Here is a 15225-nt window from a genome sequence, read left to right on the forward strand (position 1 = left end):
GTGATTTTATTCGGCTGCCGCTATGCTACAATCCCCAATCTGAATAATTTACAGCCTCGTTATAGATCTTTTTGATTTGATCATCACTTGTTAATTCACTATCATTTACACTCTCGCCAAAAGTTCTTTTGATGAAGTTAACCATGTTGTGTCGTTGCTCCTCGGTCAATTCTTCGCCTGTATTCATTCCTCTATCCCCTCTCCTTGAGCTATTAGAGCTGCTAAACAGATGGCTTCAGTTTCTATATCCGAATAAGCCACATCCTGATTTCTACCGACAATAACTCTGTATTTCATTCCTGAATGTGAAAATCCTGATTCAGAATATGTGATTTGGTATGTTTTGAATTTCTTTAGCACTTCCCATGCTGCGCCTATGTCAGTGCTGTACATTGCTGGTGAGGTTGAATAACCTTTACTGTTGATAATCATCCCTGGTCTGACTCGATCCGCCTTATATCCCATCACATCCGTAGCAATCCATATATCTCGCTCTTGTGGCTGCATACTATTCCATTTAGCTATTACTTCATCACGATTCATATCCGATCACCCTTTACAGTTTCATTTTTAAGATGATCCCGCACCCTTTTTCTTGGTAGTCTGAGCATCACGAATGCACCGAAATCTGTTAAAGCACCCTCACCCTGAATGGCATCTTCCGGTATCATTACTTGGAGCTCTAAGCGATGGTACCCCTTGTATTTGCCTTTTTTATTTGGTGCATGGACTGTAACGCCGTTAGAAAGTGGGGCCAGTGCAATTAAACTATCCTCATTTTGACCTTTGATTTGATCTACCAAAATTCCTACACTTTCCTTGCTTACATCAAAAATTACATTTCGCATCCGTATCTTCTTCCCTTCTTATTGGAGTCTAAGCAGACTCTATTTTTATTTGTGGTCTACGATCTGGACCAATCATTTCAATCAACTCAGCTTGTCCGTTGATCCGGCTGGCTATTTTGCCGCCATGCTCCGGCAACCTGTGGCGGATACGACCTGTTGCATAGTTGCTGGTCATGATCGTTACCTTGCTATGGTTTTTACGCTCTTCCAATATGCTGTATAGTTTTCCTTCCGCCCAGTCTTTGTAAGGCGCAGTGAATATGTCGTCTATCATCAGGATTGGCACACGGTAATACCGTTGGAGTACTTCTTCCTCTGATTCGTCACTGTCCCGGTTATATGTGGACTTGATATCGCTAAATAGCTTTTCCTCTGTCACATACAGTCCTGGTATCTTGCGATGGGCCAGCGCGTTAGCAATACACTGCATCATGTATGTTTTTCCAGTTCCAAAAGCAGAGACTTCATAGCCTGCTTTCTTCTGGACCTCTGTTGCCCGTTCATCGTCACCAAAAATGTAGAGCCATGTTCCAGCCTGCATGTGGACCTCTATATTTCTGACAAAATCAATAGCTTTAGAAAACTGTGTCCGGTTATAATCATCCATTGTCGCGGTCATAAAGAGGTATGTGCGCTCTTTAGGTGAAAATCCATCCGTTGGGTTATAGTTGTTAAATTGACGCTCATAGAAGCAACTGCAAAGCTCTACGGTGGCAATCTCTCGGGGTATGGGTTTTCCATGTTTATCCGTATAGCTATCATCCTCTACCCAGCGGAATGTATTAATGGTCCCGGTGTAATCGCACTTCGGGCAGCCATCCTTATTCGAAGTTTCTGAGCATTCTGTCGAATTCTTCTGGGTTTTCAATTGTGTTGTCTCCAAATTTCCCGATGAAGAGTTCTTCATGTTTGCTCGCATCTTTTCTACTCGCTTCTGCATGTCTTGCATCATATCGCCCACTCTTTCCACCGTTACCACCTCCTTTTTGCTTTCTGAATGTTTCAAATGGTTTGTTCTCAGTTAGAAACTGGTCGATGTTTTTGGGATTCATAAACTTGTCCAAAGTGAACTTGTACGTATACCAATAGAGTTCGCTTGTAATAATAGTGTTGTAGTTACCAATAGCCTCTCTTATTTCATCAATGGTCATGTTCTCTAGTCGGGCATTTATACTAGATTTCATTTTCTGAGTCAGTTCCCGATGTTTGATAATTTCGAGAGAATTCCAAAATTCATATATATCTTTTATATCTTTGTTTACATTGTTATCTTTGTTATTACTTTGTTCTTTTGTGGTTAGCAGATGGTTAGCAGATGGTTGGCAGGTGGTTAGCAGGTGGTTAGTCTGCTGGTTAGCATCACCTTGAATCCCTTGCCCTGTATGGGTTTCCTGCTGGTTATTCAGATGGTTAAATTTTTCGTAATTTATAACTTTGTAGATCGAGAAGTATCTATGTTTTGAAACTAACTCGATCATTTCTTCTTTAATTAGCTTTTTTATAAGAGTTCTAATCCTCTGTTCTCCCACGTTTAACCGACCGCTCCACTTAATCCGACCAAACATAAATTCCCCATAGTTCAGCGTGTATACTTCACCATCCTGAAAATCTGTCTTTGGCTCTCTCGCATACCTGGCGCAACACAGCATTTCAAACCAAACTTTGAAGTATTCCGGATCTTTATAAATCCAATGATTTCTTATGTCCCGGTCAATACCGATGAAGGCCATAAAATCACCACCTAAACCGCTTGACTTTGATCGCTGTTCATTTTGTACCAGTGGTTTCTTACAGATGCCTTTGTTCTCTCAAGTTCAGCAGCAGCTTGGACAAATAGCTCGTCCACTTTCATTCGTTGCTGCCTGCCAGTAGTCATGATATCGGTAAGAATTCTTTCTTCCTCGTTTGTCCATTCGTGATAGTAATAGCGAACCATTTCATCATCCCTCTCATTTGTTCTTGTTGATTCTAGTATACTCTATTCTACCCATTATGGGTACTATATTACTCATTTTGGTCTATACTGTTTACTTATCACATGAACTGTATATGATAGAATTAAATAATAAGTGTGTAGGTGATCTCGTGATCCGTAACAAATTGTCCGTTTTAATGGGTGAACATAAGGTGAAGAACTTTGTTTTGTTAGAGAGAGAAACTGGCATCACACGTAAAACGTTGGCAAAGCTTTATAACGATGAAGGTAAGGGCATCGACTATGCTACGCTTGACGCCCTATGTACCTTCTTTGGATGCCAGCCTGGTGATATACTGGAACATGTACCAGACGAGAACTAAGCCCCTCTCTGCTCGAGTCGATCCATCTTTTGCTTGATGCGGTCAATCTGCCATTCGTAGTGCATGACATCCGCATAGTTTCCGTATCTGTCGGCCTCGTCTCGCTTCTCTTCAGCATAGGCGAGGTCAATTTTCAGTAGTGTGTAATCGCTGTTTGCTGCCATCTTCACTTTCCTCCGAGTCTTTTATGAGACGATCAAGGTAATATCTTGCCTTCTTCAAATCTTCCAATCCATTCTTATGCTCATAGCGAGAGATATATTTAATTACGTTGCCTGCTAGAAAGCCTCTGTAAGCCGCAGGAGACATTTTCACATGCATGAAGTCAATTGGTTCAATGCCACCGAAAGAGTAGTGATACGGGCGTATAGCGTCACTCATGGACAACTCTCCCTATGCTCAAAGTGTTCGGTTCAATCGGCATGATGATCATATACCTATCTATACTGACTACACCCACATATAACAGTAATGCGCATAATATATAGGTATAGGCTCTTATCATGGGGTGTTCTCCCTTGGACTGTTCAACCATTCCACAATTTGATCGTAAAGCGGTACTGTTTCGCCGTATCCGCTATGAAATTCTTTTCCGCACGGATCAAAACGAATTGAAAAGCATCTGCCATCTCTCATATCCCAATTAGGACGGACATATTTGATGTATTTGCAGCGACTTCGTGCTTCTTCGTCATCCCAAATCGCTTTACTCAATCCTCCAAAGCGGTGAGCACGAGCAATCTCCTTCATCATTTCGTTATATTGTGATGGGGTCATAGCAAGTTCAAGTGTCATAGCTTGTCTCCTTTATCTTGCAGGAGAGCATGATATGCTTTGGTCATGTCGTCCAGTTTCTTTAATGTCGCTTCATATTCTCCACGGCTTACACAATTCGCTTGTAGTCCTTCATATGCTTTCTCAACGGCGGTTAAATCATCATTCCAGCCCATTGCAGCCTTCTGGAACCGTTCGTATTCCCTTTCAAGTGCTGCATATTGTTGGAGCCAGTATTCAAGAGGGACAAAAGGAGACTCAAATTTAAATCCATATGTGGGAAGTTCCATGCCTGGTGGTCGGTGTGCTAGAGTTTGTGTATGCTTGTATGCATTAACCTTGTCCATATCCTCTTGCCAGTTACGTTCCCCTACCTGTATATCTGGCTGCTGTGGTGGGTCTGGATCAAACGTATTACATTCTATTTCTGCCTTTAGGTCACAATATAATTCCCAAGTTTCATATTCAGCCCACTCAAGCAATTTATCTGCGCTTATAAGTCTCTCTGGTTTGTCTGTCATTGTTGTTCCTCCCTTAAAACGGGTATGTTTATTGGCGTCCAATGCGTATGATAATCAGGCCAGTCTGCATCCAATGGAGTTCCGCAATATGGAGGTTCCACAATCGGGAATTCCCACCATAGTACAGCTCCATGATCCTCATGCCACTCATCAAGCGGTCTTGCGGTTTCTGCTGTGCGCTTATTCCACACCGCAAGAGCTCCATTTTCCCCGTATTCGACTTGTGTTGTGCATCCGCAGTTCTTGCATTTAATGCTTGTACCTTTTTCGCTATGCCATCGGTTGATGTATGGTGTTCCTCCACAAAATGGGCATGCTTTCATCAATATTTCCTCCCAGTTCATTTTGTCGTCTTGCTTTTCTTGTAAAGGTAGTTCCAACAATTGCTACATACGAACCTCTTATCGCCTGGAATTGGAGACTGTATCAATTCATATCTTTCACGACTACATTTATCGCGTTGACATTTTTGCTTAACCTCATCTGGATGACCTTTCATCTATATATCCTCCCTTAGTGGGTGTAGGTCCTACACCCTGCTTGATAATGTCATATAAGCAGCCTCTGCCCTCTCTCGGGGACTGGCATTAATAAGCTCTGCAATCCGTACAAGTAAGGTTTCAGTAAACATATGCCCCCACTTGATTTCCTGTAAATTTTGAACGTATGAAGCCGCATCTACCTCTATAGCATTTGCCTGTACCTCCAGAGAGGCGGCAGGATCGGCGCAGTAATCTTTCGGGCTTACAGAGTAAGTACCCTTTATGACATTGCCCTTGCGGTGTCTGTCCTCCTTTGCTCCCAAAAGTATTTCAAGCTGCATGTTAAGCTGCTGGTCTGTCATATCCTTTACCGACATATCTATCACCCTTCCACGCCTGAGCGTATTGTATTGGTGGGTTACTCCCTACCTAATGCCTTCAACACCGCTGCCAACGCAGCTTTGGCTGACGCTCCGCCATCTTCATCTATAATGATGTATCCAAGCTTGTCCAAATGAACAGGATCATACGTGTTCGGATCAGCGTAAAATTTAAACGGTATCACGGTCGCTTCTAGGGACTTGCGAAGATGGTCTATTGTCCGCTCCCTCTCTGCAAGCTCCTTTTTGTTAGATAATAGGTCTGACTCCAGCAGAGCGGTAGCCATTCCGTTTTCTTCGGACTCGTAATATAATCTTTCAAGCTCATCTATGATAAAAGTTGGACATGACAATCTGGTCTCTGCCAACTTACGGAGTACCTCGTTAATATTTTTCATTCCTCGTTCCTCCTTGAGTGTTATATAGGGGTATAGGGTAAGATGCCCGAAGGCCTCTGTTTAGGCGTTGTACGGCAGTTCTTGTACCTCTGCTTCGCAATCCTCATCTGTCATGGTTGCAAGCAGGCTTTCTTCGTATCCGATCTCGCGCAATAACTTCCGATCATTCGTTTCTGTAAACATTTTCATTCGCTCCTTTTAATTTGTTTAGGGTATAGGGTAAGAGGCTGTTATGCCTCTTCGAAACATCCTGCTCTATAGAGCACCGTGCCAATAAGTATCCAGCCCGGCTTATAACGAGTGGCTGGGTATGTCTCACACAGCTTCAATTCCTCGTAATTTGCGTGCCATTTTATATAAATGACTCTCATTGTATCTCTCCTTTGGTATAGGTAGTAGGGGGTGTATCCCCCTTAAAATAGTGTTAATTGCTCACATTCTTTAAGTTTGGCTAGCACATCTTCCAAGGCTTGAAGATAGCCAGAACTAAAACTACCTTCCCGACTCCCGTGTGCTTCAAGGAAAGCCCACAGGCTATATTTTTTAATTTCAGATTTCAAATGCTCTTCAAGGTTAATGTGTCTCTCCCCCTTATGGAGGGCTAAGCCTCCTTCTTATCCCCTATGGGGCTAAACTGTGCGGTTCTTTCTGAACCACGCCCGACCTTCATCCGTGTTTAAAAATACTTCTGCCTTCTTGGTATGGTCTATCCGCCGTACCAAACCTTTTTCTTTTAAACTCGCTACAGAACAAAACCCTTGAAAACGGCCATCTTGGCTATGAACCTCATAGGCTCCATTTTCGAACTTAAAACCTGTCGCCCAACAAACGATTTTCAATTGCTCACCCATGTGTTTGTCCTCTCTGCCCTTGGGGGCTATAGATTTCTCGCTTGATATATTGGAGTCATATCAGGTGCATATTTCATTGCCTTGATATGGTCTAGTAGTATGGGTTGCCATACTCGTTTATTGCTGTGTACCAATGCATGCATGTCATATGAGAGCAATACGCAGTTATCTACCTCGTATTTGCCTCCCTGTGAGCCGTAAACGATGCGGTGCAAGTGTAATCCCGGTCCCGGTCTACCACTCAATAGGCAGCAATTATGAGCGCCTACAGATGCGTCACGCTCAGACACAGCAGCACGTACTTTCTCTTTGCTCATAACTTCTGGATCAACAGGAGCACGCTTCTTTTTAGGCTTTCCCCGGCGGTTATGGTGGGCCAGAATACTCTGGCGCCACTCTGGTATAGGTTTCTTTCGTTTCGCGAGTGCCATAGCTACCTCCTAAAATGGTCCGTCAATAGGCTCGGGTAAGGGTCCACCATCGTCGTAAAATGGGTCTTTATCTCGTTCATATTTAGAATGGAAGATCATCATCGCTCACTCCTCGTGAATAGTCCGGGTCTTGTCGTTCAAGCTGTTGCCCACCATTCTCAGGTCGTTCTAGGAAGCGCACGTTGTTAGCGATAATTTCCGTTACATATACCTTGCGTCCGTCCTTTTCATAGTTACGAGTAGCAATCCGACCTTCAATTGCGCACAATCGTCCTTTGCGTAAATAGTTAGCACAAGCCTCAGCTTGCTGACGCCATACTACAATGGGAATAAAGTCAGCTTCTTTGTCTTTAGAAAAAGGATTATCAACGGCAAGAGTAAACGTAGTGTTTGCAATTCCACTTGGTGTATATTTCAATTCAGGATCGCGTGTTAGACGTCCAATCAGTACGGATAAGTTCAACATTTAAGCTGTCTCCTTTTCGGCTTTCATAGCCTGCAATTTAGTAATGAAATCATCTGCTAGATCTTCTGTAAGCTGTGTTAGCTGCTTTCTGTAGAGTTTTAATGTCTGCTGATTAATGGCATCTGCACTAAATCCAAGTTCAAGCCACATCTTTTTTGCCTCGCCGACTTGTTTGGAGGTAATCATATTGACCAATCCATGAGTTTGCTGGAATGAATCTGGATCGTCTTTATCTGTAGCGATGTTGAAAAATTTGAGCATGAAATATTTTTCAGCATATGTTAGGGCTTTACCGACACCCTTCTCACCTGCTATATCCACTCCCTGACCGTACCAAGGGACTGTTATTTGCTCTTTGGGTTCATCTGCATTGATCCATGTCATAGTCATTTCAAGCTCTGTAAAGTACGTCGTAGTTCGTTTAGGCTTCTTGTTTCCCTTTTGGTCAGTCTCTTCGTATTCCACGGTTGATTCATGCAATGTAGGTTTTGTTATAGCTGGCACTAGGAGTAACCCTAGCTCGTCCATTTTTTTCTTGAGTGAAGCTAGCACACGGCTTGAACCTGTATATTGATACTGCGATCCCTTATCCGCCTTCTGTATATAAGGAACCTCTTTCCGCACCTCAATCAATTTTTGATAGATGTTCATATGTCTCATCCTCCAATTCATAGGTGGCTTTTACTTTACGAGCACGGTAATTCTCTGGGTCCGTTGGTGCATAGTGTTTGCTTCTATAGAGATAGTCGTTAATTTCTTCGATATTGTGCCAACGTGTGACACGCATAAAGTCAGTGCTCATATTCCCTGCTATGTCGATGAAGTATCCTTCTTTGTGCTGTAACACATAGTAGGTCCGTTCATCCGATATTTTCATACCATTCGACCTTTCGTTGTGGTATAATCACGATACTTACTTTTGATATGTGCTTGATCTGTGCTGCCGTTGCTTCGGCAGCTTTTTCTTTTTTATAAGCTATCACCATGTTTTTCAGGTACACCCTCAGCAACGTTTTTGTTAGCGTCCCGCGTTGTTTTGCGATCTTTGCCAGTTCCAGAAACACCCTGCGATCCGTCATCCTTCTTCACCTCCACAAGTTTGACCTCACCTCCCCAACCGTAATGCTTTAAAATATCGTCTACGTTGCGAAACCTCATGCTGTGCGTTTGTCCTCCCTGCTGTCTTCTGGGTGAAACATCTTGTCCAATTCAACTGCGAGCTTGGCATATGCAGCCAAATTCGCTTCGTATTCCTCTACTGTTTCTATTAATTTTGGCTTGTAATTACGCTGTTCAAGCCGACGACATAGACTATCAATATCAAAATCGTATTCAGCAAGATTGCGGCCGCATTCAGTTAACACATGGTATTCCGTCATAACGTCCACACTGCTTCTCAATCCTTTAGCAAGCCCCGCCATATACTCGCCGCCCTCCTGCCTCTTTAATGAAGTGATTTGTTACGCATCCATCGTCTAAGAACAAATCACCGTCGATAATTACATAACTATCCATGCTTTTGTTGATCTTACAGCCACAGCCACACTTGCAGATCACTGCATTAGTTGATTCTTGGAATGGTTCAGGCGTTGATTCAGGACGTTTAAAAGCGATAACTGGTGTCAGCACGCGGTTTTCAATCTCTCTTGGATGTTTAGCCATGCTTGGCACTTCCCTTCTGTTTTTTAGATTCAGTAAGCTGTTTATCTTTAGCGAATTCTTTCATCGCTTCACGTAAGGACTTCTGGAACTCAGGTCCCTTCTGTTCTGTCTGCTTCACTTGTTCACCACCTTGGGTGCATCTTTTTTGATATAATCCGGTATTTTGTTGTTTCCAAAATCCTGTAAGATGGATTTCCGTAACTGGAGCGACAATTCGCCTTGGATGAAATTTACTTTCATGTCTTGCCCTCCTAGATGTACAATGGGTTGTGGTTGTTCTTACATATGTGTCAAGATGTTGATATTTTTGACGGGCTAAGTTCTACTTAGGTCGTTCTGTAAGGGGGTAGATTTAACCAACGTCCTTTTACTGAGGTATTACCAAGTTAGGAATACCCTCATTTCAGATGTAAGCTTCTGGTTTGAATGAGCTTGCAAACTGTACAGCTTCTTTAAAGTCAATACGTCGAATGCAATTGTACTTAGGAACATCGAATTTACGCTTAAGTTGCTTCCAGATCATCCGACGATACTTACCTACAACCTTGCGGAATTCCATATCTTCATCTTGGTAGCGATCTTTAGCAAGAGAAGTCGATTTACTTGCTACTGCACTGTGAAGCATGGAGCATTCAGCATTGGTTAAGCAGACAGAGTCGCGAACTTCCTGAACCATTTCTGTCATTTCAGCAAATCGTTCATCTACATGGCTTTCGATGTTCATCATGCGATTAAGCATTAATTGAAGTGACTTGTTGGATTGCTCTTGTGATTCCAGCGACTTTTGAAGGAATCCATATACAGGTACTAATTGTGTTTGCTCGATTGGTTTACTCATTTATAACGCCTCCGATTATTCGACCACTTAAGGCCGTTTTTATTTGGGTAGTGAAGCTTTCAAGCATTTCAATGCTTTCTCGTATCTTCTGTTTAGTAATGGGGTCAGCCGCTGAAAGCGCACCTTCCATTAAGGTTGTTATAGCTGCATCTTCCAAAAAACGATTGATTTTGGATCGAATCTGTAGGACATTCACATCTGCTTCATGTTGCAATTTCTTCCGTTGCTTCTGCGCTTCGATTTCATCAAAGTCTGTAGTGTCTCGAAGCTCAAATTTTTCGAGTTGATGTCTTGCCTCTTGATAACCAGCACGCAGATTGTTGTTTTGAAACTTCAAGTCCTCCAGTTCACGTTTGATGGTTTCAGGGACCACTTCAACGGAATTAGTGATGACTTTAGGCGGCTGGTTCTTTGCCTGTTGCCACAGGTGTTCAAAATGATTGGCTGAGTTTTTCGCTGTCTCAGCTTGCTTCTGTGCTTGTTGAAGTGCTTTCTTCACTTCTCTAAGCTCACGAACGGTCATTTCATCAACTGTTTTTTGTTCGCCAGTTGATGGTATTTCGTGTGCTTGTTTAGTGAATTCTTCGCGGTCAATGGATTCGGGAAGTGACAGCATTTCGAAAATCTTTCCAGTAGACAAATGCGACGACGTCGTCGCTTTTCCAAATTGTTCAAAAGCCTGAATCATTCTTTGTGCAGTTCTTGGAACAATGTCCAGTGATTGAAGCCATGCTTCCCATTGCCCATGTACAAGGTCGTTATCCCTGACATGTTTGAGTCGCTTTCCTATTTCAATCACAGCTTGTCCAGCAACTTGTTTGAAGCTGTTTATTTCAGCAGTGATTTCAATTAAGTCTGACGAAAGTGAAATTTGTGTCACTTGATCACTCCCTTTAAGCAGTTTTTCGTTTTTGCTTCATTTTGTGGCAATCGTCTTCAAAAAAAAGGTCTGGAAATATTTTTTCAGCTGGAATCTTGAAGTGCCTTTCCATTTTGACCATTAGCTTAGCTGTCGGGTTTCTTAAACCAAGTTCCATCATGCTCAGATATTGTCTAGAGATATCTAAGTTTTTTGCCACATCTTCTTGGGAACCTTCGGACTTACGTAGTTCGGCAAGCAATGTCCTTTTCATAGTGACCATCTTACACCGCCTTTCATGCTTTAGCCACGTTTTGTGGCATTTCATGTTTATACTATAACTCTCCATTTTGTGGTTGTCAATATGTTTTTGCAACAAATTGTGGCTTTATTTAGCTAAAAAAACTTTATTGCAACTTTTCGTGGCATTAATTTTATTTGACACATTATGTGGAGTAAAATACAGGAGGGATTCAATAAATGAATATAATTAAAGGAGAGATAATCAAATTGCTGCCGGATCGCCTTATTAGCTTGAGGAAAGAGAAGAAATTGACTCAAGAGAAAATCGCGGAAAAATTGGGCATTACAAGATCCGCCTACTCACAATACGAACTCGGAACTAGGAACCCTGATCACGAAACATTAAATAAAATGGCTGACTTTCATAACGCCTCAATTGATTACTTAATGGGCAGAACTGATATTCGAACGCAGATATTAACAGAACCTTCAAGAGAACTAATTGATTCACTTGATTTAGCTGATGAAGACATAATTAAGAAATTTAATTTTCAAGTAGATGGAGTGGAATTAAAGGAAGACGAAGTTCACAGATTTATTGCGTTTGTCAGGGCAGAGAGAGCTATGAAGAACAAAAATCATGATTCTCAGAACGATGGAGATGATCTTTAACACATTCTGGTTTAACATTGGCCTTCCTAATGTTGTTAAGTACAAACTCAGGATTTAAACCAATTTCCTCCAATATTTCTTTTGTGATGTTAAAAACGATCCTTTTCTCCATGCGTATCAGCTCCCGTTGCATAATTGCTATCAGTATACTTCATTTTAAGGGAACGCGTGTTCTTATTCAAGAATAAAATAACAGTGAGGCATGATCATGGTATATAAGCCTGGTCGCTGCCTGCTAACTATACGTTTAAAGGAGATACGTAAGAATCAACAATGGTTATGCGAACAGATCGGAATGAGCAAATCGCAAATATCCGATTACGCAACAAACCGAACAATGATGTCTTACGGAACAGCCATGACCATTGCCGGGGCTATTGGCTGCCACATGGAAGATCTTTATGAACGTATAGAAAGCAGTAGCAGATGAGTGACGAAAGTCGCTCTGACCGGGATAACAGTACACTCATTCACGTACTGTGAAGCGCTAATATTGCGCTACAGGTTAAACATATCATATATTGGTGAATTCTGGCGAGAAAAAACCCATTGGAAATATCGGGAAATGACGATAATATAGATAAATTGGTATATCATAATTTTTCAAAAGGTGGTTTATAAATGCGGCTCATCTTTTATGTTTTGTCATTCGCTGTCATTTTTGTGTTAGTTGGTTGTGGCCAAAGTGAGTTTGAAAAAAATATGAATCATGGGAAAGAATACTTAAAAAGCAAACAATACAGTTTAGCAATAGACAGTTTTAACAATGCGCTTATTGATAATCCTTCAAACTCTGATGCACAAACGCTATTAGAAAAGGCCAAAGAAGATCAAATAGAATCCACAATGAAAGAAAAACTAACTCAGTATATGAATGAAAATAAGATGATAGTTGTAAAATATGTGCTTGAGCGAAAACAACAGAAAATAGAAGATTTAACTGTGGAAATACAGGATGAAAAGCTCCATAGACTTATAGATATTCAAGAAGAGGAAAGAAAATTAATTTCAAAATACCAAGATTACAAGAGCATAACTGATACTCATGAGAAATTACTTGAATCAATTTCTGCAGCCATTGATCTTCAATCAGATACTGTTACACTCATGAAATATGTAGCTGATAAACCCAATGACTATCAAGTAAGTGACGAAAAGGCATCAGAAGCACAAGCTAATCTAAAAATAAACTCTGATTTGAGCAATGAAAATTTGAAAATGTATACAAATTCTTTAGGGGAGTTACAAACTAAGTATGGAGTAGATATATCTAAGAAGACCGAGGATATTGAAACTCAATAATTTCTTATCAGTAATTCAATCACCATGAATAAAAGCTCTGCCGACCCATTAAGGTTAGCAGAGCTTTGTTATGTATACACCATATTTGAATGTAAATTGAATTGCCATGAATAAACATGGTGTGATAACATAAGAATAGAAATAAGGACGGTGCACCAACCGTCCCTAGTACAAACAACTTGAGTGGGGAAACCCTCCTGAGTAATGCTTAGTCAGAATGAGTGACCCGCACTGGTGGCAACCTTAGAGCGGGTCATTTACGTTTATCGATGTAAGTTAGCAAAGCAATCAGGAAGATCCCAAAAGTAAGCACTTCACCAAACGAAATGTGCATCGCATCACCTCCTTTCGGAGGGTGCGTCCACTCAAGGTGTGTTGTACAACCCAGATTATAACATACAGACGCCCCTTTTCGGGGCTTTTTTCTTGCATATGTATGCTACTCTATAGTCATTGAGTTCTCATTTTCTATACAACGGGCTGCAAATGTTGCCAGCTTGGTGCCTTTCCCAGTCTGAAAGCTTTCAATGGCCTTGATCAGTCCGATGGTACCGATGGATATAAGATCCTCCAAATCTTCGCCGGTGTTATCGAATTTTTTCACAATATGGGCCACCAGCCGTAGGTTATGTTCAATGAGTGTGTTACGGGAGTGTGCGTTGCCTTCGGCAAACAGCTTTAGGTGTCGAGCTTCCTCTTTCTCAGTCAATGGCTGCGGAAAGGCGTTGTTTTTCACGTAGGAAACGAGTAGCGTCAATTCCTTGATGAACAGAGCGATAGCGCTAAATAGTCCGGGCACGGATGACACCTCCTGAGGTAGTTGCGAACTTACCGGCCTTTGTTACTTACCGGGCTTGCGGTCTGTTTATTGTATGTAGGCAGGTGCCCATCCGTGCCTGTACTCCGAAAACTGCCCCGTAACAATTTGCTGGATATCTTTCTGGAGCAACTTCCAATACTTAATTCGAAACGTAAACATCTCTTCGATACAAATCAACGCACTCCATATAGCCAGGGGGAAAGCCGGGATAGCTTTACATTATTCAACACTTGGTTTCCTCATTTTCTTTCAGTAGAGCATTAACTTCTTTCTAAATATGACAATGGGAGAGGGGAATAGACCATTGTATCTCCATCTTCATCTCGTTTTAAAACAATAGCAAAATCAGCACCATTACTTTCATCGCCTCTTGGCAATGGAAATATCATAGCCGGACAACGCAACTCATAATTGTGAGGAAATTCTTTTCGAAAGTTCTCTAGAGCATAATTCAGAATCGCATCTATTTTGTCGGTAAGCATATTAAATCCATCTATTACAAAATAATTATATTCTTGGGAAGCCGTGTACTTCTCAAATAATTTTCTTTTATATTCCTCAACAGTACTAAAACAAACTTCCCAATCCAAAGGGAATATGCCGTCTCCCAAATAATAAGTGTATATTTTCATATTCTATCCATTTCCATTCTCGCACCTCAATTAGTTATTTATATTCTAAACATGCAACTCCCCCGCCCGCAAATGAGCTTACTATTATGATGTTGGACCGTTTAAACACTAGTATGCATTCCATCATCAAGGAATATATTCATAGAGAGTTCCATATAAATGATATAAATCAACCTTTTCACCACATTCAAAAATTAAACTTAAGGAGGAATTTCAACATGGCAAAATTCAGTCAAAATCCAGACAACTATACTTTTTCCGTAGATCCTGTTGTTATAGCAGAGGAAAATGTTTCAACCAACGGGGATTCTAAAAATACTTTTCCGAAAAATGTTTTAGTCGATAATAATCTCTATTGGGAGAGCAGTTTAAGCGGTAAAGGTGGAGAGATCATCTTCAAATTAGATACAGGTAAGACGATCAATGATATTCTTTTAGCTCAGCCATCTTCTCGAGCTTTTATACTTTCATTTTCTTTTCACGGCTCTAATGACGGAGAAAATTGGTTTAGGTTAGGTGAAGTCGAAACTTTGCCAACCACTGCAAAAACAACTTATCAATTTAGTAATGAGATTCCTTTTTCATATTATAAAATAACTGTACTTTCATCCGGCTTGAGTAGTACAACCTCCTATTATGGTATACGATATATTCAGCTTAAAACCGCACTCATTAATGGCGTTCCTGCCTACAGAGCATCCAATATAAACCCCGCTATTGCAGAATAAGTTAGTACACACAAAAAAGG

The 15225-nt window shown here is 41.2% G+C and carries 33 protein-coding genes and 1 pseudogene; 5 read left to right on the top strand and 29 right to left on the bottom strand.

The window, feature by feature from the left end; all coding sequences use genetic code 11:
- Positions 1–25: 25 nt before the first annotated feature.
- The 6 genes from G9G54_RS13680 to G9G54_RS13705 are packed head-to-tail and all read right to left on the bottom strand — an operon-like array spanning position 26 to position 2784.
- Positions 26–187 carry a hypothetical protein gene (locus G9G54_RS13680; RefSeq protein ID WP_165178475.1) on the bottom strand — a complete coding sequence of 54 codons (162 nt, stop codon included), beginning with the start codon at positions 185–187 and terminating at the stop codon, positions 26–28.
- Entirely contained in the window at positions 184–543 is a 360-nt protein-coding gene (locus tag G9G54_RS13685) for a BC1872 family protein (RefSeq protein WP_165178476.1), read from the bottom strand. The genes G9G54_RS13680 and G9G54_RS13685 overlap by 4 nt, the downstream gene beginning before the upstream one ends.
- Entirely contained in the window at positions 540–848 is a 309-nt protein-coding gene (locus G9G54_RS13690) for a hypothetical protein (RefSeq protein ID WP_165178477.1), read from the bottom strand. Before G9G54_RS13690 ends, G9G54_RS13685 begins: the two co-directional genes overlap by 4 nt.
- Positions 849–876: 28 nt before the next feature.
- Positions 877–1716 (bottom strand): DnaA ATPase domain-containing protein, encoded by an 840-nt coding sequence (locus tag G9G54_RS13695; RefSeq protein WP_165178478.1) that lies wholly within the window; start codon positions 1714–1716, stop codon positions 877–879.
- Entirely contained in the window at positions 1670–2578 is a 909-nt protein-coding gene (locus tag G9G54_RS13700) for a hypothetical protein (protein WP_165178479.1), read from the bottom strand. Before G9G54_RS13700 ends, G9G54_RS13695 begins: the two co-directional genes overlap by 47 nt.
- Positions 2579–2589: 11 nt before the next feature.
- Entirely contained in the window at positions 2590–2784 is a 195-nt protein-coding gene (locus G9G54_RS13705; protein ID WP_165178480.1) for a hypothetical protein, read from the bottom strand.
- Positions 2785–2933: 149 nt separating this feature from the next.
- Between G9G54_RS13705 and G9G54_RS13710 the strand changes: the two genes are divergently transcribed.
- Positions 2934–3146, top strand: coding sequence for a helix-turn-helix domain-containing protein (locus G9G54_RS13710; RefSeq protein WP_165178481.1), 213 nt, complete (start codon positions 2934–2936; stop codon positions 3144–3146).
- Here the strand turns inward: G9G54_RS13710 and G9G54_RS25655 are convergent.
- The 21 genes from G9G54_RS25655 to G9G54_RS13790 all read right to left on the bottom strand — a co-directional run bounded on the left by G9G54_RS25655 (position 3143) and on the right by G9G54_RS13790 (position 11091).
- On the bottom strand, positions 3143–3310 hold the full coding sequence (locus tag G9G54_RS25655; RefSeq protein ID WP_238808041.1) for a hypothetical protein: 168 nt from the start codon (positions 3308–3310) through the stop codon (positions 3143–3145). The two genes, G9G54_RS13710 and G9G54_RS25655, sit on opposite strands and share 4 nt — an antisense overlap.
- On the bottom strand, positions 3273–3527 hold the full coding sequence (locus tag G9G54_RS13715; protein WP_165178482.1) for a DUF3310 domain-containing protein: 255 nt from the start codon (positions 3525–3527) through the stop codon (positions 3273–3275). The genes G9G54_RS25655 and G9G54_RS13715 overlap by 38 nt, the downstream gene beginning before the upstream one ends.
- Positions 3528–3647: 120 nt before the next feature.
- The gene (locus G9G54_RS13720) at positions 3648–3941 is read right to left on the bottom strand and encodes a hypothetical protein (protein ID WP_165178483.1); all 294 of its coding nucleotides are present in this window, start codon (positions 3939–3941) and stop codon (positions 3648–3650) included.
- Positions 3938–4441, bottom strand: coding sequence for a hypothetical protein (locus G9G54_RS13725; RefSeq protein ID WP_165178484.1), 504 nt, complete (start codon positions 4439–4441; stop codon positions 3938–3940). The genes G9G54_RS13720 and G9G54_RS13725 overlap by 4 nt, the downstream gene beginning before the upstream one ends.
- Complete coding sequence (locus G9G54_RS13730; RefSeq protein ID WP_165178485.1) at positions 4438–4764, bottom strand: Lar family restriction alleviation protein; 327 nt, start codon at positions 4762–4764, stop codon at positions 4438–4440. Before G9G54_RS13730 ends, G9G54_RS13725 begins: the two co-directional genes overlap by 4 nt.
- 206 nt (positions 4765–4970) lie before the next feature.
- Positions 4971–5300 (bottom strand): hypothetical protein, encoded by a 330-nt coding sequence (locus G9G54_RS13735; RefSeq protein ID WP_165178486.1) that lies wholly within the window; start codon positions 5298–5300, stop codon positions 4971–4973.
- 41 nt (positions 5301–5341) lie between these two features.
- Complete coding sequence (locus tag G9G54_RS13740) at positions 5342–5701, bottom strand: hypothetical protein (protein WP_165178487.1); 360 nt, start codon at positions 5699–5701, stop codon at positions 5342–5344.
- A 60-nt stretch (positions 5702–5761) separates the two neighbouring features.
- Complete coding sequence (locus G9G54_RS26020) at positions 5762–5884, bottom strand: hypothetical protein (protein ID WP_274597344.1); 123 nt, start codon at positions 5882–5884, stop codon at positions 5762–5764.
- Between the two features lie 446 nt (positions 5885–6330).
- Positions 6331–6552 carry a hypothetical protein gene (locus G9G54_RS13745; protein ID WP_165178488.1) on the bottom strand — a complete coding sequence of 74 codons (222 nt, stop codon included), beginning with the start codon at positions 6550–6552 and terminating at the stop codon, positions 6331–6333.
- Positions 6553–6578: 26 nt separating this feature from the next.
- Entirely contained in the window at positions 6579–6983 is a 405-nt protein-coding gene (locus G9G54_RS13750; RefSeq protein ID WP_165178489.1) for an HNH endonuclease, read from the bottom strand.
- An 82-nt stretch (positions 6984–7065) separates the two neighbouring features.
- Entirely contained in the window at positions 7066–7449 is a 384-nt protein-coding gene (gene ssb / locus G9G54_RS13755) for a single-stranded DNA-binding protein (protein WP_165178490.1), read from the bottom strand.
- Entirely contained in the window at positions 7450–8100 is a 651-nt protein-coding gene (locus G9G54_RS13760; protein WP_165178491.1) for an ERF family protein, read from the bottom strand.
- Positions 8075–8296 (bottom strand): hypothetical protein, encoded by a 222-nt coding sequence (locus tag G9G54_RS25660; protein WP_238808042.1) that lies wholly within the window; start codon positions 8294–8296, stop codon positions 8075–8077. The genes G9G54_RS13760 and G9G54_RS25660 overlap by 26 nt, the downstream gene beginning before the upstream one ends.
- 13 nt (positions 8297–8309) lie before the next feature.
- Positions 8310–8528, bottom strand: coding sequence for a hypothetical protein (locus G9G54_RS13765; protein ID WP_165178492.1), 219 nt, complete (start codon positions 8526–8528; stop codon positions 8310–8312).
- Positions 8529–8603: 75 nt separating this feature from the next.
- Positions 8604–8870: a hypothetical protein gene (locus G9G54_RS13770; RefSeq protein WP_165178493.1), complete on the bottom strand. Its 267-nt coding sequence runs from the start codon at positions 8868–8870 to the stop codon at positions 8604–8606.
- The gene (locus G9G54_RS13775) at positions 8854–9111 is read right to left on the bottom strand and encodes a hypothetical protein (protein WP_165178494.1); all 258 of its coding nucleotides are present in this window, start codon (positions 9109–9111) and stop codon (positions 8854–8856) included. The genes G9G54_RS13770 and G9G54_RS13775 overlap by 17 nt, the downstream gene beginning before the upstream one ends.
- Positions 9104–9229 (bottom strand): hypothetical protein, encoded by a 126-nt coding sequence (locus G9G54_RS26025; RefSeq protein ID WP_267238285.1) that lies wholly within the window; start codon positions 9227–9229, stop codon positions 9104–9106. The genes G9G54_RS13775 and G9G54_RS26025 overlap by 8 nt, the downstream gene beginning before the upstream one ends.
- The gene (locus G9G54_RS26030; RefSeq protein WP_274597345.1) at positions 9226–9351 is read right to left on the bottom strand and encodes a hypothetical protein; all 126 of its coding nucleotides are present in this window, start codon (positions 9349–9351) and stop codon (positions 9226–9228) included. Before G9G54_RS26030 ends, G9G54_RS26025 begins: the two co-directional genes overlap by 4 nt.
- 163 nt (positions 9352–9514) lie before the next feature.
- Positions 9515–9949 carry an ORF6C domain-containing protein gene (locus G9G54_RS13780; RefSeq protein WP_165081226.1) on the bottom strand — a complete coding sequence of 145 codons (435 nt, stop codon included), beginning with the start codon at positions 9947–9949 and terminating at the stop codon, positions 9515–9517.
- Positions 9942–10829 (bottom strand): DUF3102 domain-containing protein, encoded by an 888-nt coding sequence (locus G9G54_RS13785; protein ID WP_238808044.1) that lies wholly within the window; start codon positions 10827–10829, stop codon positions 9942–9944. Before G9G54_RS13785 ends, G9G54_RS13780 begins: the two co-directional genes overlap by 8 nt.
- 13 nt (positions 10830–10842) lie before the next feature.
- Positions 10843–11091, bottom strand: a complete 249-nt coding sequence (locus G9G54_RS13790) for a helix-turn-helix transcriptional regulator (RefSeq protein WP_238808046.1) — start codon at positions 11089–11091, stop codon at positions 10843–10845.
- Positions 11092–11288: 197 nt separating this feature from the next.
- Here G9G54_RS13790 and G9G54_RS13795 point away from each other — a divergent pair, with 197 nt between their 5' ends.
- From G9G54_RS13795 to G9G54_RS13805, 3 genes are all read left to right on the top strand, one after another.
- Positions 11289–11723: a helix-turn-helix domain-containing protein gene (locus G9G54_RS13795; RefSeq protein WP_069010845.1), complete on the top strand. Its 435-nt coding sequence runs from the start codon at positions 11289–11291 to the stop codon at positions 11721–11723.
- A 208-nt stretch (positions 11724–11931) separates the two neighbouring features.
- Positions 11932–12153: a helix-turn-helix domain-containing protein gene (locus G9G54_RS26035; RefSeq protein ID WP_165178496.1), complete on the top strand. Its 222-nt coding sequence runs from the start codon at positions 11932–11934 to the stop codon at positions 12151–12153.
- A 191-nt stretch (positions 12154–12344) separates the two neighbouring features.
- Positions 12345–13025, top strand: coding sequence for a hypothetical protein (locus G9G54_RS13805; RefSeq protein WP_165178497.1), 681 nt, complete (start codon positions 12345–12347; stop codon positions 13023–13025).
- A 460-nt stretch (positions 13026–13485) separates the two neighbouring features.
- On the opposite strand, the pseudogene G9G54_RS13810 reads toward G9G54_RS13805, so the two are convergent.
- Positions 13486–13824, bottom strand: a pseudogene (locus G9G54_RS13810) (sigma factor); the annotation flags it as partial.
- 281 nt (positions 13825–14105) lie between these two features.
- The gene (locus tag G9G54_RS13815) at positions 14106–14435 is read right to left on the bottom strand and encodes a hypothetical protein (protein WP_238808050.1); all 330 of its coding nucleotides are present in this window, start codon (positions 14433–14435) and stop codon (positions 14106–14108) included.
- 260 nt (positions 14436–14695) lie between these two features.
- Between G9G54_RS13815 and G9G54_RS13820 the strand changes: the two genes are divergently transcribed.
- Entirely contained in the window at positions 14696–15205 is a 510-nt protein-coding gene (locus tag G9G54_RS13820) for a discoidin domain-containing protein (protein WP_165178499.1), read from the top strand.
- The last annotated feature ends 20 nt before the right edge of the window (positions 15206–15225 follow it).

The organism is Paenibacillus sp. EKM212P (genome assembly GCF_011066115.1).
In the GTDB taxonomy this organism is placed as follows: domain Bacteria; phylum Bacillota; class Bacilli; order Paenibacillales; family Paenibacillaceae; genus Paenibacillus; species Paenibacillus polymyxa_B.

What these genes read in the sequence shown, in the direction of transcription:
- G9G54_RS13680 (WP_165178475.1), bottom strand. Translation starts at nt 187, where the DNA reads ATGAATACAGGCGAAGAATTGACCGAGGAGCAACGACACAACATGGTT.
- G9G54_RS13685 (WP_165178476.1), bottom strand. Translation starts at nt 543, where the DNA reads ATGAATCGTGATGAAGTAATAGCTAAATGGAATAGTATGCAGCCACAA.
- G9G54_RS13690 (WP_165178477.1), bottom strand. Translation starts at nt 848, where the DNA reads ATGCGAAATGTAATTTTTGATGTAAGCAAGGAAAGTGTAGGAATTTTG.
- G9G54_RS13700 (WP_165178479.1), bottom strand. Translation starts at nt 2,578, where the DNA reads ATGGCCTTCATCGGTATTGACCGGGACATAAGAAATCATTGGATTTAT.
- G9G54_RS13705 (WP_165178480.1), bottom strand. Translation starts at nt 2,784, where the DNA reads ATGGTTCGCTATTACTATCACGAATGGACAAACGAGGAAGAAAGAATT.
- G9G54_RS25655 (WP_238808041.1), bottom strand. Translation starts at nt 3,310, where the DNA reads ATGGCAGCAAACAGCGATTACACACTACTGAAAATTGACCTCGCCTAT.
- G9G54_RS13715 (WP_165178482.1), bottom strand. Translation starts at nt 3,527, where the DNA reads ATGAGTGACGCTATACGCCCGTATCACTACTCTTTCGGTGGCATTGAA.
- G9G54_RS13720 (WP_165178483.1), bottom strand. Translation starts at nt 3,941, where the DNA reads ATGACACTTGAACTTGCTATGACCCCATCACAATATAACGAAATGATG.
- G9G54_RS13725 (WP_165178484.1), bottom strand. Translation starts at nt 4,441, where the DNA reads ATGACAGACAAACCAGAGAGACTTATAAGCGCAGATAAATTGCTTGAG.
- G9G54_RS13730 (WP_165178485.1), bottom strand. Translation starts at nt 4,764, where the DNA reads ATGAAAGCATGCCCATTTTGTGGAGGAACACCATACATCAACCGATGG.
- G9G54_RS13735 (WP_165178486.1), bottom strand. Translation starts at nt 5,300, where the DNA reads ATGTCGGTAAAGGATATGACAGACCAGCAGCTTAACATGCAGCTTGAA.
- G9G54_RS13740 (WP_165178487.1), bottom strand. Translation starts at nt 5,701, where the DNA reads ATGAAAAATATTAACGAGGTACTCCGTAAGTTGGCAGAGACCAGATTG.
- G9G54_RS26020 (WP_274597344.1), bottom strand. Translation starts at nt 5,884, where the DNA reads ATGTTTACAGAAACGAATGATCGGAAGTTATTGCGCGAGATCGGATAC.
- G9G54_RS13745 (WP_165178488.1), bottom strand. Translation starts at nt 6,552, where the DNA reads ATGGGTGAGCAATTGAAAATCGTTTGTTGGGCGACAGGTTTTAAGTTC.
- G9G54_RS13750 (WP_165178489.1), bottom strand. Translation starts at nt 6,983, where the DNA reads ATGGCACTCGCGAAACGAAAGAAACCTATACCAGAGTGGCGCCAGAGT.
- ssb (WP_165178490.1), bottom strand. Translation starts at nt 7,449, where the DNA reads ATGTTGAACTTATCCGTACTGATTGGACGTCTAACACGCGATCCTGAA.
- G9G54_RS13760 (WP_165178491.1), bottom strand. Translation starts at nt 8,100, where the DNA reads ATGAACATCTATCAAAAATTGATTGAGGTGCGGAAAGAGGTTCCTTAT.
- G9G54_RS13765 (WP_165178492.1), bottom strand. Translation starts at nt 8,528, where the DNA reads ATGACGGATCGCAGGGTGTTTCTGGAACTGGCAAAGATCGCAAAACAA.
- G9G54_RS13770 (WP_165178493.1), bottom strand. Translation starts at nt 8,870, where the DNA reads ATGGCGGGGCTTGCTAAAGGATTGAGAAGCAGTGTGGACGTTATGACG.
- G9G54_RS13775 (WP_165178494.1), bottom strand. Translation starts at nt 9,111, where the DNA reads ATGGCTAAACATCCAAGAGAGATTGAAAACCGCGTGCTGACACCAGTT.
- G9G54_RS26030 (WP_274597345.1), bottom strand. Translation starts at nt 9,351, where the DNA reads ATGAAAGTAAATTTCATCCAAGGCGAATTGTCGCTCCAGTTACGGAAA.
- G9G54_RS13780 (WP_165081226.1), bottom strand. Translation starts at nt 9,949, where the DNA reads ATGAGTAAACCAATCGAGCAAACACAATTAGTACCTGTATATGGATTC.
- G9G54_RS13790 (WP_238808046.1), bottom strand. Translation starts at nt 11,091, where the DNA reads ATGGTCACTATGAAAAGGACATTGCTTGCCGAACTACGTAAGTCCGAA.
- G9G54_RS13795 (WP_069010845.1), top strand. Translation starts at nt 11,289, where the DNA reads ATGAATATAATTAAAGGAGAGATAATCAAATTGCTGCCGGATCGCCTT.
- G9G54_RS26035 (WP_165178496.1), top strand. Translation starts at nt 11,932, where the DNA reads ATGGTATATAAGCCTGGTCGCTGCCTGCTAACTATACGTTTAAAGGAG.
- G9G54_RS13805 (WP_165178497.1), top strand. Translation starts at nt 12,345, where the DNA reads ATGCGGCTCATCTTTTATGTTTTGTCATTCGCTGTCATTTTTGTGTTA.
- G9G54_RS13820 (WP_165178499.1), top strand. Translation starts at nt 14,696, where the DNA reads ATGGCAAAATTCAGTCAAAATCCAGACAACTATACTTTTTCCGTAGAT.